The organism is Geovibrio ferrireducens (assembly GCF_026226615.1).
Classification (GTDB): Bacteria; Chrysiogenota; Deferribacteres; order Deferribacterales; family Geovibrionaceae; genus Geovibrio; species Geovibrio ferrireducens.
Window position 1 is genome coordinate 76,921 of record NZ_JAJAPB010000011.1, and the last position, 13,476, is coordinate 90,396.

12 protein-coding genes are annotated in these 13,476 nt (G+C 48.2%); 3 read left to right on the forward strand and 9 right to left on the reverse strand.

Translation table 11 applies throughout. The features are described from left to right. Positions 1-46: 46 nt before the first annotated feature. From abc-f to pyrR, 9 genes are all read right to left on the reverse strand, one after another. Entirely contained in the window at positions 47-1,885 is a 1,839-nt protein-coding gene (abc-f, locus tag OSQ85_RS11250; RefSeq protein ID WP_265823158.1) for a ribosomal protection-like ABC-F family protein, read from the reverse strand. Between the two features lie 94 nt (positions 1,886-1,979). After that, positions 1,980-4,907 (reverse strand): alkaline phosphatase, encoded by a 2,928-nt coding sequence (locus tag OSQ85_RS11255; protein ID WP_265823160.1) that lies wholly within the window; start codon positions 4,905-4,907, stop codon positions 1,980-1,982. A 326-nt stretch (positions 4,908-5,233) separates the two neighbouring features. Continuing rightward, positions 5,234-6,331 (reverse strand): OmpA family protein, encoded by a 1,098-nt coding sequence (locus OSQ85_RS11260; RefSeq protein WP_265823162.1) that lies wholly within the window; start codon positions 6,329-6,331, stop codon positions 5,234-5,236. Between the two features lie 65 nt (positions 6,332-6,396). Then, positions 6,397-7,356, reverse strand: a complete 960-nt coding sequence (locus tag OSQ85_RS11265) for a nucleoside recognition domain-containing protein (protein ID WP_265823163.1) — start codon at positions 7,354-7,356, stop codon at positions 6,397-6,399. A gap of 49 nt (positions 7,357-7,405) precedes the next feature. Then, positions 7,406-7,570, reverse strand: a complete 165-nt coding sequence (locus OSQ85_RS11270; protein ID WP_265823165.1) for a hypothetical protein — start codon at positions 7,568-7,570, stop codon at positions 7,406-7,408. 104 nt (positions 7,571-7,674) lie between these two features. Then, positions 7,675-8,097: a cupin domain-containing protein gene (locus OSQ85_RS11275; protein WP_265823167.1), complete on the reverse strand. Its 423-nt coding sequence runs from the start codon at positions 8,095-8,097 to the stop codon at positions 7,675-7,677. A 51-nt stretch (positions 8,098-8,148) separates the two neighbouring features. Then, entirely contained in the window at positions 8,149-9,420 is a 1,272-nt protein-coding gene (locus tag OSQ85_RS11280; RefSeq protein WP_265823169.1) for a dihydroorotase, read from the reverse strand. Beyond that, positions 9,417-10,349, reverse strand: a complete 933-nt coding sequence (locus OSQ85_RS11285) for an aspartate carbamoyltransferase catalytic subunit (RefSeq protein ID WP_265823171.1) — start codon at positions 10,347-10,349, stop codon at positions 9,417-9,419. Before OSQ85_RS11285 ends, OSQ85_RS11280 begins: the two co-directional genes overlap by 4 nt. A 26-nt stretch (positions 10,350-10,375) precedes the next feature. Beyond that, positions 10,376-10,918 (reverse strand): bifunctional pyr operon transcriptional regulator/uracil phosphoribosyltransferase PyrR, encoded by a 543-nt coding sequence (pyrR, locus tag OSQ85_RS11290; protein WP_265823172.1) that lies wholly within the window; start codon positions 10,916-10,918, stop codon positions 10,376-10,378. Positions 10,919-11,194: 276 nt separating this feature from the next. Here pyrR and OSQ85_RS11295 point away from each other — a divergent pair, with 276 nt between their 5' ends. The 3 genes from OSQ85_RS11295 to OSQ85_RS11305 are packed head-to-tail and all read left to right on the forward strand — an operon-like array spanning position 11,195 to position 13,340. Further along, entirely contained in the window at positions 11,195-11,584 is a 390-nt protein-coding gene (locus OSQ85_RS11295; protein WP_265823174.1) for a hypothetical protein, read from the forward strand. Beyond that, the gene (locus OSQ85_RS11300; protein WP_265823176.1) at positions 11,584-12,033 is read left to right on the forward strand and encodes an N-acetyltransferase; all 450 of its coding nucleotides are present in this window, start codon (positions 11,584-11,586) and stop codon (positions 12,031-12,033) included. The genes OSQ85_RS11295 and OSQ85_RS11300 overlap by 1 nt, the downstream gene beginning before the upstream one ends. Continuing rightward, positions 12,033-13,340, forward strand: a complete 1,308-nt coding sequence (locus OSQ85_RS11305) for a TldD/PmbA family protein (protein ID WP_265823177.1) — start codon at positions 12,033-12,035, stop codon at positions 13,338-13,340. The genes OSQ85_RS11300 and OSQ85_RS11305 overlap by 1 nt, the downstream gene beginning before the upstream one ends. Positions 13,341-13,476: the final 136 nt, after the last annotated feature.

Consider the following 13,476-nt stretch of genomic DNA (forward strand, 5'->3'; position numbering starts at 1 on the left):
GACCCTGGCTTACAGTCTTTGCGAGGAACAACGTGACGAAGCAATCTCACTCCAACCCGCTTAAATACTCCCAATGCTCCATTTTTTCGAGGAGCTCGGTTTCAGCGGCATCTATCTTCTGTTGCAGTTCCGCAAGGCGGGAGTAGTCGCTTCCGCCTTTTCCAAGCTCCGCCGTCATGTCCGCCAGTTCACCTTCAAGGCGGCTTATTTCTGCCTCTATGCCTTCGTATTCCTTCTTTTCGGCGTAAGTGAGCTTACGCTTCTTCTCCTGCGCAGGTTTTGGGGCTTCCTTCTTCTCTGCGGGCTTATCTTTTACCTTGGTTCTGGATTCCAGCCAGTTGGAATAACTGCCGGGAAAATGCTCAAACACTCCGTCACCCTTGAAGATAAACATAGTGTCGCAGACTCTGTCCATGAAGTATCTGTCGTGGGAAACCACAACGGCACAGCCGCCGAAGTCCTCAAGGAAATCCTCAAGCACGCTTAGGGTCTGTATATCAAGGTCGTTGGTAGGTTCATCCAGAATGATAAAGTTAGGGTTTTTGATAAGCTCGTTCACAAGATGCAGCCTTCGTTTTTCACCGCCTGAAAGCTTGCTGATCGGGCGGTAGTGGCTGTCTTTCGGGAAAAGGAAACGCTCAAGCATCAGTGTGGCGGACAGGGTCAGTCCGTTGTCAAGTTTGATATTTTTCGCTGTTTCCTCAATGTACTGAATAACCTTCATCTCAGGGTCAAGCTCTTTGCTGTGCTGGTCGAACACTCCGAAAAATGTGTTTACCCCTATGTCCGCAACTCCGCTGTCCGGTGCTTCCTCTCCTGTGAGGATGCGCAGGAAGGTTGATTTCCCGCTTCCGTTTGCCCCTGCGATCCCCAGCTTTTCTCCTTTTTTGAAGGAGTAGCTGAAATCACGGAACAGAACCTTATCCCCGTAAGCTTTGGAAACATCTTTGAGGTCAAGTATTTTGCCGCCAAGTCTCCGTCCGAGGGTTTTGAGTTCAAGCTCCTTTTCCGTTTTACGGACAATGCTGTCCTGAATAACCGCGGCACGGTCTATCCTTGCCTTCTGCTTGGTGGTGCGTGCCTTGGGGCTTCTGCGCAGCCATACAAGCTCATTGCGGAGAATATTAGTCAGCCTGTCCTGTCTGCGTTGCTCGTGGGCTTCGGCTTCTGCTTTTTTCTCCAGATAAAATGAGTAGTTGCCGTCGTAGCGGGTGAATCTGCCTTCGTCTATCTCAAAAATAACGTTACAGACATTATCAAGAAAGTATCTGTCGTGCGTGACAAGCAGAACAGTCTTTTTAGTGGTTTCCAGATGGTTCTGGAGCCATTCCACAGTGTCTATGTCAAGATGGTTGGTCGGTTCGTCCAGTATGAGCAGACTCCCTTCGTCAATGAGCGCCTGAGCGAGTGAGACCTTTTTAGCCATGCCGCCGGAGAGTTCACCCATTTTCATGTTGTAATCATGTATTCCCAGCTCGCCCAGAACAGATTTTACGCTGTATTCATATCCCCATGCGTTTTTTGCATCCAGTTCTGCCATGAGTTTATGCAGTTCCGGGCTGTCGGTATGACAAAGCTGTTCGTAGCGCTTTATAAGGCGCATTGTCGGCGTGTCGGACTTGAAGATATAGTCGATCACACTGACATGAGGCAATACATCAGGTAACTGCGATAAATAATTTATGGAGCATGATTTATTGATAGCGATATTTCCGCCGTCAGCCTCTTCAATCCCTGCGATAATCTTAAGCAGGGTTGATTTGCCGCTGCCGTTTATGCCGATTATGGCGGCTTTGTCACCCTCATTCAGCCCGAAGGTTACGTTCTCGAATATTGTCCTGTCGCCATAGTTTTTCTTAAGTTTTTCGATTGATAAAAGATTCATAGGAGAGAATTATTATATATCTTCCCATGATTTGGCAATAAAAAAGCCCGTGAGAAACGAATCTCACGGGCTTTTGCGGGCGTTATTGAGGAGGTTACTGGCTTACTGTCACTCCGAGGAAGTTTGCCATAGCCTTGAATATGAATGTGTTGTCAATGATTTTGGTTACACCTTCGTCATACATCTTACCGTTGTATTTGCTGAAGGTTTCACCTGCAAAATCACCTTTTGCGTACACAGAGACAAGCTCGTTGGTGTGTCCGCCTGTTCCGTAGAATACTTCTCCGTCAGGGTAAATATTGCTGCCGCACCATGTACCGGGGCAGGGAGCAACATAGCTCTGCTGAGCGGGAAGGTCGCCGAGGCCGGGTTTCAGCGTATTGTTCAGCCTGAGGAAGCTGTTTCCGTGGTCGGATGTGACTATGAGAAGTGTGTTGGACCAGTCGATGTTGTCGCCGGGCTGATCAACGAACTCCATAGCTTTCTTAACTGCGTATTCAAGGTCGATTACGCCGCCCACCATGCCTTTGTAATCGTTTGCATGGTTTGTCCAGTCTATGTCTCCCTGTTCAACCATAAGGAAGAATCCGTTGGAGTTCTGCGCAAGAACCCTGAGAGCCGCTTCGGTTGAATCAGCCAGAAGGGGGCTTTCGGAATCAGTAGCTGCGAATGTGGGTGCTCCGGGAGTGTCTGTGACTGTGGGGGTGGCAACCTGTCCGCCTGTACCGCCGAAGAGACCGAAGAGTTTTTTCTTAGCCGTTACCGCACTGTCAGCAGCGCTGAGAAGTGAAGTTCCGCCTGTCACACCGTTTGTTCTCTCCACAAAAATGTAACCTTTATCTGCCTTTATAGCGTTGTAGGAAGCCTGAGTGATGTACTGATAGTTCGGTGCGGAAGGAGTGCCTACATATGAGGGGTGTCCTGCGCCGATTACTACATCGGGTCTTGTTGTTGTGATTATTTCCGCGGCTATTTCACCATAGTTGTTTCTGCTAACATTATGGGATACGAAAGCGGCAGGAGTGGCGTGTGAGAAGGGAACAGTGGTGACCACGCCAATTGCTCCTTTTCTCTGAGATTTGACTTTTTCAGCTATGGTTTTAAGGTTTCCGCCAGCCAGATCACCGGGGAGCCATGCGATGTTGCCGTCAACCGTTTTGTTGCCTGTGGCAAGGGCAGTGCCTGCGGATGCGGAGTCTGTCGCCGCATATCTGCGGATGTACTCTTCCTCAAGCTGGGGGTAAGAGTAGCTTCCTGCAACTGCTACATCGTAGCCGACTATGCCGTACTCGATCCTGTTGTTCATCTTAGCAACAGAGTAGAGGTCTTTGCCTTTTGCTGCTGCGTATGAGTTGTAAGTGTCAATATCCCATGTTGTGCAGTTTGCTTTGAAATCGAAAGAATGGAAAGAGAGCGCTTCGGGGTTATTTATGCCAAACATATAACGTGAAGCGGCTATTTCGTGAGCCTTCTGCATACCGTCACCGATAAAGAGGATTACGTTGCGGTTTGCATCAGCAATCGATTTCATTACTCTGAAAAGGTCTGTATTGTCTATGAGTGCCGTTCCGTGGTAGAGAACGCCCTGACGCGCAGTGAGCTTGCTGATGTCCGCGCCTTTTGCATAAACAGATACAAGCTCGTTAGTGTGTCCGCCTGTTCCGTAGAATACTTCGCCGTCAGGATAAACATAGCTGCCGCAATAGTTTCCGGCAGGGCAGTTGGAGACTGTCTTAACTTCCTGCAGGGGAAGATCGCCGAGACCATTGGTTTTGCCTCTGTTGAATCTCAGGTAGCTGTTGCCGTGGTCGGAAGTGACTATGATTGTGGTGTTTGCCCAGCTCATGCCGTTAACGCCGTTATCAATCATCTCTTCCGCTTTTTCCACTGCGTAGTGAAGGTCAAGCACACCGCCCACCATTCCTTTGTAATCGTTGGAGTGGTTTGTCCAGTCAATGTCACCCTGTTCAAGCATGACAAAGAAACCGCCTGCGCCGCCGCCTGAACTGAGAACAGTAAGCGCCGCCTCAGTGGATTCGGCAAGAACGGGGCTCTCATTCTCTGTCTTTGTGAAAGAGGGTGTGCCGGGAGTATCAGTAACTGTGGGAGTGGCTATCTGCCCGCCTGCGCTGCCGAACACTCCGAAAAGTCCTGTTCCGTTTGTCACGGCGTTAGCAGTTGCTGCTGCAAGGGCTGTTGCGCCGTCAGTGCCTGTGTTCCTCGCAACATATTCATAGGAAGCATCGCCCTGAACAGTGGTAAGCTGAGCGGTTGTAAGGTAGGTTTCGTTATAAACCTGAGGATGACCTCCGCCTATTACCACGTCTGGTTTTGTTACAGTGCTGATTTCAGTGAATATCGCGTGATAGTTGTTTCTGTATACGTTGTGGCTCACAAATGCAGCGGGCGTGGCGTGCGAGATAGGCACTGTTGTAACAACGCCTATTTTGCCGGGTGTTGTCTTAGCCTTGTAGTACTCGGCTATTGTCTGAATCTCGCCGTTAGCAGGGTCGCCTGATTCCCATGCTATGTTGCCTGCATCAGTTTTGACACCTGTTGCTATAGCCGTTCCTGCGGATGCGGAGTCTGTGGCAGCCGCGCCCATTGAGGAATCGAGAAAGTATTTGTCTTTAGTAATTGATGAAAGCCCCATCTGAAGGACATCGAAGCCTGTTCTGCCGCTGAAAGTATCTGCTGCGTAGCTTGCTTCGCTTCTTTCTGATGCGAGGGTGTTATAAGCGGTTACATCCCATGTGGTTGCGTAGTTGGAGTAGGGGAATACTGATGAATCCTTCCATACAAGGCTGGTTTCATCGCCGTAGTAATAGCGGCTTGCGGCTGCTTCGTGCTCTTCGTGCATACCGTCGCCTATAAAAAGGATTACATGTTTGGGAAGCGCCCATGCGTCTTCGCCGTCCTGTCCGTCTTTTCCTGTGCTTCCGTCATTTCCGTCCGAACCGCAGGCGGCAAGAACACTGAGAGTAAGAACGAGAAGCAGTAACTTAAAAAGTTTCGTTTTCAATTTAAGTCCTCCGTAAGTTTTTTGGTGTAACAACCAAGCAGGAGGATAAGTGAAAAATGTTAGACATGTGTTATGTGATTATCGTATTTATTAAATGTTGCTAATTATAAATTAACTCTTTAATCACATGTACTTAATCATAATCTACAGATACAGAGTCTCAGTGTCATAACTTCGTCAGAATACGTAATAAGAAAGTTTTTTAATTAGCAAATGATTACATTTTGGTGTTAAGTCTGTGATAAAATAAATGTCAGAAATGGAGAGAAAAAAGAAAGGGGGCTTAACAATAGCCCCCTTGTTTGATTATATGTTTCTTAATTCGTTTATTCAGGCTTCTGAGATTTGACTTTGTCACCGTCAGCGTCAACGGCAACAGCTTCTATGCGTCTGTTTTCCGCTCTGCCTTCAACAGTATCGTTTGAAGCAACAGGTTTTGTCTCTCCGTAGCCTTTTGAAGTGATTCTTCCGGATTCAACACCTTGTTTAACGAGGGCAGCCGCAACGGCTTTCGCTCTTTTTTCAGAGAGTTTCTGGTTATAGGCATCGCTGCCTTTGCTGTCTGTATGCCCCTGAATTTCCACATTAAGAACGGGAGTAGCCTTCATGAAATCGGCAAATTCCTGAATTTTTGCCATACCGGCCGCATCTATCACATCACTGTTATTTGCGAAGTTGATGAGGAGTTTCATGCTTTTGAAGCAGCCTTTTTCATTCACACTGTAGCCCATAGGAGTGCCGGGGCACTGGTCCTCATCATCGTAAACGCCGTCTCCGTCTGAATCAACCGGAGCAGCAACAACAGCGGCAGCTTCTTTTTTCTCATCAGCAACAGCAGCGGCCATAGGAGCGGGCTCCTCAACAGGTGCAGCAGCAACCGCAGCAGGAGCGGGTTCAGCAGCTTTTACAGCGGCTTTCTCTTTTACGCCGAAGAAGTATGCTAAAGACACAGCCATAAGCTGGTCGTGTTTGCCTTCGCCGAAGTAGATGTTTTTGAAGGAAACATCACCGCCGAAATTTTTGGTGAAGAGGTATTTAAGACCGCCGCCAACGGCAAGTCCTGTATCAGTATCATCTGCTATGCGCGCTTCGATACCGGCCTGAAGGAAGGGAAGAAGCGCCCTGTCCATAGCGGGTCTGAAATGATAAACGGCGTGAAGTCCGGGAGTGAACACATCCTCAGAGCCGCTTTTAGAGTCATACTCAGCATCAGCATAGCCGCCGGAAAGTTCCGCAGCCCAATGTTCAGTGATGAAGTATCCGAGTTTAAGTCCGGCTTCTACATCATTTTTCAGATCAGATTTGTCGTCAAATGCTTTGTAGCCGGAATAGGGGCCGAAATAGTAAGCGCCTTTCATTTCATATGCGGCGGCGCTTACGACCGTTACCGCACATACAAGCAGTGCTGCGAGAAGTTTTTTCATCTTTCACCTCGGATAAACATTATCTTAATTATAACAAATATTAAACGGGTGTAAAGTAAATTACGCTATGAATTTTTTGAAGGTAAAAATAACATTTTATGAAAAAATTCAGGCTTCATTGCTCTTATTATCCTCTGAATAAGGATTACAATAATCAGTGAGAAAATTATTCTGCCCCAGAATATGCCTGACAGGTGTCCGCCAACCACCATCAGAAGAAGGGTATCCTCTATGAGGCTGTGGCAGAGACCCAGAAGTGAGATGGAGAAAAATATATCCTCCTCACTGAGCTTACCGCTCTTTGCCTCATTTATTATCATCCCGCCGGCGTAGGAAAGGCCTATGGTGAGCCCGAATATGGTGAGGGTGGACGCGCGGGCGCTCACTCCCAGAAAGCGGAGCACAGGCCCCAGAAGGTTTTCCATCAGCTTCATAAGCCCCAGAGCATGGAGAATCCGCATGACGACAACAAGTGTGAATATAATGCAGGTTATCCAGAAGAGGTTTTTCACCTCTCCCATAGCCCACGCGCTGAGTGTATTATCACGCACAGGGGGAGCCCAGAGGATTTTAAGAGGCTCCTGAAGCGTACCGGTTGCGGAGTATATAACATTGAGCAGCCAACCGTAAACAACAGCACCCCCCATTCGCAGAACCAGCATTGCACGGAGTCTGGGGCCAGATTTGCGCATAATCTGGAGTTCAACAGGCATGGAATGAGCTATAAGAACAATTGATGCGAATATCGTTGCCTGAGCAACTGTAAGGTTCAGACCGTCTGACAGGCTTACGAAAACTATGATTCCGCCGTATATGTTTGTAAAAAGGGCAGTTGCCCATGCCAAGCCCAGTTCACCCGGCAGACCGATAAACTTCATAAAAGGGTTGAGAACCGCGGAGAGGATTTTAATGATCCCCAGTTCAGAGAGAACTTTTACAGCAATTATGACCGGAATCATAATCCTGAAAAGTGTTTTGCAGATGTTGTAAGTTTCTTTGAGTAATTCTGAAACCAGTTTTATCATCAGTTACTTTAACACACCCGCATTAAACGGGCAAGACGCTAAAACGGATTTAACCGATGGAAATTGTCAGCATTTTCTCTTCTATTTCGTCTTTTCTTTCCTGAGCAGCTTTCACACTGTCAAACCCTATATGACCTTCAACAGCGCAAAATGCATCATCATCAAATATATCAAAGCAGTTTTCAGTTTTTTCGGAATTGTTTTCAGAGGACACAAACTCACCTCACAGGTTTGATAGTAAATACTATACAACTGTGAAATAAAAAGAAAAGAGAAAATAAACAAAACATGTTTTATTGTTTTATTTTTAAATTACGTCTATTTGCTGCTCTCCGGAAAAAGGCTTAACGGCGTTTCAGGGGTTCCCGCATAAAAGACAATTATTTCCGCAGGAGTATCTCCTGTATTTTCCCCTTTGTGCCACGTGTTTACGACTTCAACTATCGCTTCTCCGGCTTTAAGATGCAGGATGTCGCCGTTTTCGGCGGTAACTTTCAGTTCCCCGGAAACAAGCACCCCGACATTGATAACCGGATGCTTATGCAGCGGAAGGACAGCTCCGGCCGGAATAGTTATCTTAAGAACAGTGACTTCCGGCTGTCCGTCAGGATAGCGGGGGAGGGGTTTGCCGTCCCAGCTTGAGCCTGTTGCGGCAAGAGTTACAGCTTTAACGGATGGGGATTCTGCTCCGAAAGCTGAGGTACAGAATGCAAAAAGAAATATAATGATGAGTTTTTTCATACAGTTGCCTCAAAATGAAAAGCGGGCAGGATACCCCCGCCCGCGCTATAGTTAAATATCTGCTTTATAAACCTCTTTTCCGTTCTTGAAGGTAAGAACGCAGAGCCCCTTCAGGGTTTTGTTCATGTACGGCGTGTTTGTTGATTTTGATTTATTCAGTTTGCTGTCAAAAACATATTCCCTGTCGGGGTCTATAACCGCTATATCCGCAAGCGCTCCTTCTTCTATGATTCCTCTGCCTTTCAGGCGGAGAAGGCGCGCCGGAGCATAGCTGCAAAGCCTTGAAAAGTCGTTTTCGTTTATGATCCCTTCGCGGACAAGGTTCAGCGTGAGCGGAACCAGAGTCTGGAGCCCTGTTATACCGAACGGGGCGAGGTCAAACTCCTGAAACTTCTCATCCCTGCTGTGGGGTGCGTGATCCGTGGCTATGCAGTCTATTGTTCCGTCCATGAGGCCTTCCTTCATGGCTTTAACATCATCGGCACTGCGCAGGGGAGGGTTCATCTTGCAGTTTGTGTCGTAAGAGAGAAGCTCTTTATCGGTGAGTGAGAAGTGGTGCGGCGTAACCTCGCAGGTTACGTTCAGACCCTTCGATTTGCCCCATCTCACAAGCTCAACGCCGTATCTGGTGCTGATGTGGCATATGTGCACATGCCCGCCTGTGAGCTTGGCGAGGAGAATGTCACGGGCTATCATAATCTCTTCCGTTTCCGAAGGTATTCCGCGCAGACCGGTTATGGCAGATACCTCTCCCTCGTGTATAACACCTTCGCCCGCAAGCTGTTTGTCCTCGCTGTGGCTGAGTATCATTCCGCCGAAGCCGGAGACATATTCCAGAGCCCTGCGCATAACATCCGAGCCGAGAACAGGCTTGCCGTCATCGGAAAAGGCGCATGCGCCCGCGCTGAACATATCGCCCATCTCCGTGAGCTCTTCACCGTGCATTCCTTTGGTAACGGCGCCTACAGGGAGAATATCGCATATACCCAGTTCTTTGCCTTTGTCCACCATATATTTTGTAATAAAGGCATTATCGTTTACCGGCTTGGTGTTTGCCATGGGGCATACTGCTGTCACACCGCCAGCTGCTGCCGCATATGAGCCGGAAATGATGTCCTCTTTATATTCCAGGCCGGGATCACGGAAATGAACATGCATATCTATAAGACCGGGAAGAACCATTTTCCCTTTGAGGTCATAGGTTTTATCAGCCGCCGGGGTGTCGTCGGTGAGCGATTTTATTATGCCGTCCTCAATGAGGATATTTTTGGTAAGCGTTCTGTCGTGGTTGATTATCTTACAGTTTGTAAGGAGTGTTTTCATTGTTCGATACCTCTCTGACCTGTTCCCAGCGTGTAAAGCACAGCCATTCTCACCGCCACGCCGCTTTCCACCTGCGGGAGGATTACAGACTGGCCGCAGTCCGCTATTTCACTTGATATTTCAACCCCGCGGTTAATGGGTCCGGGGTGCATTACTATGGCATTGTTGGAGAGTTTAAGTCTCGCGGCGTTCAGCCCGAAGTATCTGGCGTATTCCTTCACAGAAGGCAGAAGCAGCTTGCCCTGACGCTCTCTCTGGATGCGGAGGGTCATTATAACATCCGCCCCTTCAACAGCTTCCTCCATATTACTGCATATTTTAGCACCGAAAGGGTCAGTGCAGCGTGGTAGCATGGTTTTCGGCCCGAAGAGGCGGAGATTTATGCCGACTTTGGGCATAGCCCATATGTTTGAGCGGGCAACCCTGCTGTGGGTTATGTCGCCGATGATGGCCACATTAAGCCCCTCAAGCCTGCCTTTGTGCTGTTTTATGGTAAGCATGTCCAGAAGCGACTGGGTAGGGTGTTCGTTAAGGCCGTCTCCGGCGTTCACGACAGATGCCTTCGTATTTTCCGCTATGAACTTAACCGCGCCGCTGTAGGCATGGCGGACAACGAAAATGTCCGTGCTCATGGCTTCAATATTGTGCACAGTGTCTATCAGGGTTTCGCCTTTGGCTGTGCTGCTGGCTGATGCGGAAAAGTTTACGGTATCAGCGGAGAGCCTCTTGCCCGCTATCTCAAAGGAGGTTCTCGTGCGGGTGGAGTTCTCAAAGAAAAGGTTCACAACTGTTTTCCCTTTGAGAGTAGGGACTTTTTTCACATCTCTGTGGTTTATCTCCCTGAAATTTTCCGCAGTGTCCAGAAGATGAAGAATCTCTTCTTTTGAGAGGTCTATCATCCCTAAAAGGTCTTTTCTGCTGTATGACATTTGCCTGCTCCTAATAAATTAGAGAATTATTTTTTTATTATGCAAACAGAGTCCGCTCCGGCGGTTTCTCTGAAATTTACCTGAACACTTTCGCTCAGCGCGGTGGGAACGGACTTCCCCGTGAAATCCGGCTGAATAGGCAGCTCCCTGTGGCCTCTGTCTATGAGGGCGGCCAGGCTGATTTTCGAGGGTCTGCCGAAATCCGTGAGGGCATCAAGGGCTGCTCTCACCGTTCTTCCGGTGAAAACAACATCATCAACAAGGATGATGTATCTGCCTGTCACGCTGAAAGAGATCTCTGTTCCTCTGATAACAGGGAAGTCTGCAATCTGCGTCTGTGAGAGGTCATCACGGTAGAGAGTGATGTCCAGATACCCTACATCCGGCTTTTTCCCGCTGTGTTTTGCGATTTCATCCGCAATTCTGCGGGCGAGCACATCGCCGCCGCTCTTAATACCTACGATTCCGAAATTGTCCGAAGAGCGGGCTGACTCAAGGATCTGGAAAACCATTCTGGTTATCATCCCTGCCATTTCCCCGCTGCTTAGAATCTCTTTCCCGTGACTCATCAACGACCCTCCGCAGTCTGTATTTTTTCAAAAAAAAAGCCTTCCGTCCCGAAATGGGCGGAAGGCCTTAGAGCTCTCTGTAAGAATTTGTGAACTTTCTGCGTTTTTTCATCTCAAGCCTCATATTAGATCTCCCTAATTTCGCTGTCAATAAATATCGTTGATAAAAACGTAATTATTTCGTAATATTATACGATCAGTAAAATGGAGGGAGTATTTCTTCCGGCGTATGCGCAAGTTTATGATGATAAAAACCAATCGATAAAAGAGGTAAAAATGAAGTTAAGAACTGTACTTTTCGCTGCCGTGGTCTCACTGTTCATGTACGGATGTCTTCCGGCGGTTCTTGTTGTCGGCGCGGGGGCTGCCGGTGCAACCTACAGCGTAACAACCGACGGCGTATCAGATACCATAACCGCAAGCCCGGAAACAGCCTTTGAAACCATGCTTGACGTGCTCAAGGCAGAACGCGGCGTTATCCGCACATCAAGCATAGCGGAAGGCAAGATTGAGGCTGTTCTGCCCAACGCTGATGTATTTGTGTTCATAGAAGATCATGGGCTTGGCAAAGTCAAAGTCACCATTAAGGCCAGAAAAGGGCTGAACCTTCTTCCTGACAAAGAAACGGCTGTGTACATATACAAACAGTTTATCAGGAACTTTTAATGCTCAGAAAGGCCACTCTGGCTGATACCAGAAAAATACAGAAGCTGGTCAACGCTTACGCCTCCAAAGGCGAAATGCTCTCCTTAAGCATAAGCGAGATATGCGAAAGAATACTCGAATTTATAGTATGGGAGGAGGACGGCGAGCTCCTCGGATGCTGCGCCATGCACCCTTCATGGGAAGATCTGGTGGAACTCCGCTCCATAGCTGTCGCTGAACATGCCTCCAGACACGGCATAGGCAAAGTTATGGTGGAGAAAGTTCTGGAAATGTCCAGGGAAATCGGCGCGAAAAAAATATTTCTGCTCACCTACAAGGCGGATTTCTTCACGAAATTCGGCTTTAAAGAGGTTGAAAAGGACACTCTGCCGAAAAAAATCTGGTCGGACTGCCTGAAATGCGCCAAGTTTCCCGACTGTGACGAAACAGCAATGGCAATGGAGCTTTGATGGACTTCGCCGGGCGGCTTATTGATAAATATACAAAGAACTTTGACAGCATAGAGATACAGTTTTCAGAAGGCAGCGCAAAGACTGTGGACGTCAGGGACGGAGCGGTGGAGGATGTGGCTGTAAATTCATCCTCAGGCCTCAAGGTCAGAGTCATTAAAGACGGCAGAATCCTCTACTACACATCCGGCGGAGTAAACGAAGAAAGGCTTGAATCCTTCTTCCGTGAGGCTCAGGATGTGATAATGCTCACCGAAGAGGATAAAAATGTTTTCCTTCCATCCTCTCCCGAAGTTTATGAGGAACTTAACAGAACAGAAGAACCTTCCGTTGAAACTCTGAAAGAATATGCGCTGCTGGCAGAAAGCGGAGCAAAAGGGTTTGACGGCAGGGTAAAATCGGTTAAGTCAGCTTCATGTTCATATGTTAACCAGAAAACTTTAATCACAGGAACACATATAGCGCGTAAGCTCTGGAACAGACAGATTATTTCATCATTCTGCCAGTGTCTTGCGGAAGAAAACGGTGACATTCAGGAAGGGTACGAGGGGGAAACGGTTTACCTTGGCAAGCCCTTTGAACCGATGCTTACCGGGAAAAAAGCCGCTGAAACCGCAGTGAGCCTCCTCGGAGGGACACCGCTGAAAACAGGTCAATACGGCATTCTTTTCGATTCAGGCACAGCGGCGCAGTTTTTCGAGCTTATCTCTGAAATGTGCGATGCGGAGAACGTGCTGAAACACATGAGCCTTTTTGAAGGCAGGCTGGGGCAGACGGTTGCGTCCCCCGTGCTCAGCATATGGGACGATCCTTTCCACCTTGATGCCATAGGTTCATACAGGTTTGATGATGAAGGAACCCCCGCTGTAAAGACACATCTTGTTACAAAAGGAACTCTTGAATCCTACCTTCATAACGGCTACACTGCCGGATTAATGAAGACTGCCAATACCGCCAACGCTGTACGCACCGGTTCAGGCAAAATCGGCATAGGCGCTTCAAATCTGGTTGTATCATCCACGGAAAAAGCATCTGCAATTGCCTCTGTTCAGGGCGATGTGGTGAAGGTTCTGGATGTTATGGGGCTGCACATGGCAGATACCGTAAGCGGGGACTTTTCGCTGGGTATATCAGGTGTAGTGCTGCGCTGCGGCGAACCGGTTTCGGCGTTCAGGGAATCTGTGCTTACGGGCAACCTGAAAGACCTGCTGAAGGCTGTGACGGCAGTATATGATAATACCCGCATCCACGGAAACGTTGTTACCGGGGATGTATTATTTGATAAACTTACAGTAAGCGGCAGTTAGAAACGTATCCACACAGCGCGAGCGTGTGAGAAAACGGATAGGACGTACCGTTTGCGAACTATGGCAGACAGTTAGTATATTACAACCCCATGGAAGGGGTTGCGCCGTGCGGAGCGAAGCCTTGCTCTGCAAGGCG

Coding starts and splice junctions, on each gene's coding strand:
- abc-f (WP_265823158.1), bottom strand. CDS start 1,885: ATGAATCTTTTATCAATCGAAAAACTTAAGAAAAACTATGGCGACAGG.
- OSQ85_RS11260 (WP_265823162.1), bottom strand. CDS start 6,331: ATGAAAAAACTTCTCGCAGCACTGCTTGTATGTGCGGTAACGGTCGTA.
- OSQ85_RS11265 (WP_265823163.1), bottom strand. CDS start 7,356: ATGATAAAACTGGTTTCAGAATTACTCAAAGAAACTTACAACATCTGC.
- OSQ85_RS11275 (WP_265823167.1), bottom strand. CDS start 8,097: ATGAAAAAACTCATCATTATATTTCTTTTTGCATTCTGTACCTCAGCT.
- OSQ85_RS11280 (WP_265823169.1), bottom strand. CDS start 9,420: ATGAAAACACTCCTTACAAACTGTAAGATAATCAACCACGACAGAACG.
- OSQ85_RS11285 (WP_265823171.1), bottom strand. CDS start 10,349: ATGTCATACAGCAGAAAAGACCTTTTAGGGATGATAGACCTCTCAAAA.
- pyrR (WP_265823172.1), bottom strand. CDS start 10,918: ATGAGTCACGGGAAAGAGATTCTAAGCAGCGGGGAAATGGCAGGGATG.
- OSQ85_RS11295 (WP_265823174.1), top strand. CDS start 11,195: ATGAAGTTAAGAACTGTACTTTTCGCTGCCGTGGTCTCACTGTTCATG.
- OSQ85_RS11300 (WP_265823176.1), top strand. CDS start 11,584: ATGCTCAGAAAGGCCACTCTGGCTGATACCAGAAAAATACAGAAGCTG.
- OSQ85_RS11305 (WP_265823177.1), top strand. CDS start 12,033: ATGGACTTCGCCGGGCGGCTTATTGATAAATATACAAAGAACTTTGAC.